This is a genomic window from Burkholderia sp. LMG 13014 (assembly GCF_905232215.1).
Classification (GTDB): Bacteria; Pseudomonadota; Gammaproteobacteria; order Burkholderiales; family Burkholderiaceae; genus Burkholderia.
On the sequence record NZ_CAJNKE010000603.1, the window covers coordinates 1 to 3,542 of the forward strand.

General features: G+C 66.7%; 3 protein-coding genes. All 3 read left to right on the top strand.

What is annotated here, in order from left to right; translation table 11 throughout:
* Positions 1 to 429, top strand: a 429-nt coding sequence (locus JYJ84_RS31675; RefSeq protein WP_275890753.1) for an NADH-ubiquinone oxidoreductase-F iron-sulfur binding region domain-containing protein, incomplete at its 5' end; no start/stop codon positions are given.
* 17 nt (positions 430 to 446) lie between these two features.
* Positions 447 to 3,398: a formate dehydrogenase subunit alpha gene (fdhF, locus tag JYJ84_RS31680; RefSeq protein ID WP_175223448.1), complete on the top strand. Its 2,952-nt coding sequence runs from the start codon at positions 447 to 449 to the stop codon at positions 3,396 to 3,398.
* 7 nt (positions 3,399 to 3,405) lie between these two features.
* The coding region (locus tag JYJ84_RS31685; RefSeq protein WP_205189936.1) for a formate dehydrogenase subunit delta at positions 3,406 to 3,542 on the top strand (137 nt) is incomplete at its 3' end.

A 3,542-nucleotide genomic window follows, 5' to 3' on the forward strand; every position in this document is an offset into this window, starting at 1 on the left:
GGCCCGCTCGGCACCTACCTGCCCGATCACCAGTGGGACGTGCCGCTCGACTACGAGGCGTATGCGGCGATCGGTGCAGTCGTCGGCCACGGCGGCATCGTGCTGCACGACGACACGTCGAACCTCGCCGAGCTGGCCGAATACGCGATGAAGTTCTGCGCGATCGAATCGTGCGGCAAGTGCACGCCGTGCCGGATCGGCTCGACGCGCGGCGTCGAGACGATCGCGCGCATCCGCCACGGCGACACGTCGGAACGCCAGGTCACGCTGCTGCGCGACCTGTGCGACACGATGCTCGCCGGCTCGCTGTGCGCGATGGGTGGCATGACGCCTTACCCGGTGCTGTCCGCGCTCGACCATTTCCCCGAAGATTTCGGGCTCGCTGCCGGCAAGGATGCCGCGTCGGGCCCGGTCAAGGCTGCGGCCTGACCCAGAAGGAGCCCTGCATGTCCCTCGACACGAACAACGTCCGCCAAGGCGGCTGCGGCTCGGGCCAATGCGCGTGCAAGAGCGCCGCTCAGGCGCGTGCCCGCGATCCGTTCGACGATACCGACTACGGCACGCCGCAACGCCATGCCGATACCGACGTCACGCTCGAAATCGACGGCCAGCCGGTCACGGTGCCGGCCGGCACGTCGGTGATGCGCGCGGCGATCGAAGCCGGCGTCAACGTCCCGAAGCTCTGTGCGACCGATTCGCTCGAACCGTTCGGCTCGTGCCGGCTGTGCCTCGTCGAGATCGAAGGCCGGCGCGGTTATCCGGCATCGTGCACGACGCCTGCCGAAGCGGGCATGAAGGTGCGCACGCAATCGGACCGGCTGCAGTCGCTGCGTCGCAACGTGATGGAGCTGTACATCTCCGACCATCCGCTCGATTGCCTCACCTGCCCCGCCAACGGCGACTGCGAGCTGCAGGACATGGCAGGTGTCGTCGGGCTGCGCGAGGTGCGTTACGGCATTGACGGCGCGAATCATCTGCGCGACAAGAAGGACGAGTCGAATCCGTACTTCACATACGACCCGTCGAAGTGCATCGTCTGCAACCGCTGCGTGCGCGCCTGCGAGGAAACACAGGGCACGTTCGCGCTGACGATCGCCGCACGCGGTTTCGAATCGCGTGTGGCCGCCGGCGAAAGCGAATCGTTCATGGCGTCGGAATGCGTATCGTGCGGCGCGTGCGTCGCAGCGTGCCCGACCGCCACGCTGCAGGAAAAATCCGTCGTGCAACTCGGTCAGGCCGAACACTCGGTCGTCACGACCTGCGCGTACTGCGGCGTCGGCTGCTCGTTCAAGGCCGAGATGAAGGGTACGCAGGTCGTGCGCATGACACCGCACAAGAACGGCCTCGCAAACGAGGGCCACGCGTGCGTGAAGGGACGCTTTGCGTGGGGCTATGCCACGCACAAGGACCGCATCACGAAGCCGATGATCCGCGAAAAGATCACCGACCCGTGGCGCGAAGTCAGCTGGGACGAAGCGCTCACCTACGCGGCAACGCAATTCCGCAAGCTGCAGCAGAAGTACGGCCGCGATTCCATCGGCGGCATCACGTCGTCGCGTTGCACGAACGAGGAAACCTACCTCGTGCAGAAACTGGTGCGCGCCGCGTTCGGCAACAACAACGTCGACACCTGCGCACGCGTGTGCCACTCGCCGACGGGCTACGGCCTCAAGACGACGCTCGGTGAATCGGCCGGCACGCAGACGTTCGCGTCGGTCGGCCAGGCCGACGTGATCGTCGTGATGGGCGCAAACCCGACCGACGGCCACCCGGTGTTCGGCTCGCGGCTGAAGCGGCGCGTGCGCGAGGGTGCGAAGCTGATCGTGATCGACCCGCGCCGCATCGACGTCGTCGACGGCCCGCACGTGAAGGCCACCCACCACCTGCAGCTGCGCCCCGGCACCAACGTCGCGATCGTCAACGCGCTCGCGCACGTGATCGTCACCGAAGGGCTCGTCGCCGACGCGTTCGTCGCCGAGCGCTGCGAGACGCGTGCGTTCGAGCAATGGCGCGAATTCGTCTCGCGTGCCGACAACTCGCCCGAAGCAACCGCCGACGTGACCGGCGTGCCGGCCGAACTGGTACGCGAAGCCGCGCGCCTCTATGCGACGGGCGGCAACGCCGCGATCTATTACGGGCTGGGCGTGACCGAACACGCGCAAGGCTCGACCACGGTGATGGGCATCGCGAACCTCGCGATGGCGACCGGCAACATCGGCCGCGAAGGCGTCGGCGTCAATCCGCTGCGCGGCCAGAACAACGTGCAGGGCTCGTGCGACATGGGCTCGTTCCCGCACGAACTGCCCGGCTACCGGCACATCGGCGACGAGATCGTGCGCACGCAGTTCGAGGCAGCGTGGTCGGCGAAACTCCAACCGGAGCCGGGGCTGCGCATCCCGAACATGTTCGACGCGGCGCTCGACGGCAGCTTCAAGGGGCTTTACTGCCAGGGCGAGGACATCGTCCAGTCGGACCCGAATACGCAGCACGTCGCGGCCGCGCTGTCGGCGATGGAGTGCATCGTCGTGCAGGACATCTTCCTGAACGAGACCGCGAAATATGCGCACGTGCTGCTGCCCGGCTCGTCGTTCCTCGAAAAGGACGGCACGTTCACGAACGCGGAACGCCGCATCTCGCGCGTGCGCAAGGTGATGCCGCCGCTCGCGGGCTATGCGGACTGGGAAGTCACGTTGATGCTGTCGCGCGCGCTCGGCTACGAGATGGACTATGCGCATCCGTCGGACATCATGGACGAGATCGCGCGGCTCACGCCGACCTTCTCGGGTGTGTCGTACGCGAAGCTCGATGCGCTCGGCAGTATCCAGTGGCCGTGCAACGAGCATGCACCGGAAGGCACGCCGACGATGCACATCGACGCATTCGTGCGCGGCAAGGGCAAGTTCGTGATCACGCAGTTCATTGCGTCGCCGGAGAAGGTCACGCAGCGCTATCCGCTGATCCTGACGACGGGTCGCATCCTGTCGCAGTACAACGTCGGCGCGCAGACACGCCGCACCGAGAACGTGCAGTGGCACGAAGAGGATCGCCTCGAGATCCATCCGCACGACGCGCAGGATCGCGGCATCCGCAGCGGTGACTGGGTCGGCATCGAATCGCGTGCGGGGCAGACGGTGCTGCGCGCGCTCGTGACCGAACGCATGCAGCCGGGCGTCGTTTATACGACGTTCCACTTCCCCGAATCGGGGGCGAACGTGATCACGACGGACAGCTCGGACTGGGCGACGAACTGCCCCGAGTACAAGGTGACGGCCGTGCAGGTGTTGCCCGTCGCGCAGCCGTCCGACTGGCAGCAGGCGTATGCGCGCTTCAACGCGGAGCAGCTCGACCTGCTCGAGCGCCGCGCAGCCGCGACCGCCGGCGTGACGTCAGGCAAGTGAGGAAGCGATGGACAACGGACACCTGATCGACATGGCCAACCAGATCGGCGCATTCTTCGAATCGATGCCCGATCGCGACGAAGCGCTGGCCGGCATCACCGACCATATCCGGCGCTTCTGGGAGCCGCGGATGCGCCGCGCGTT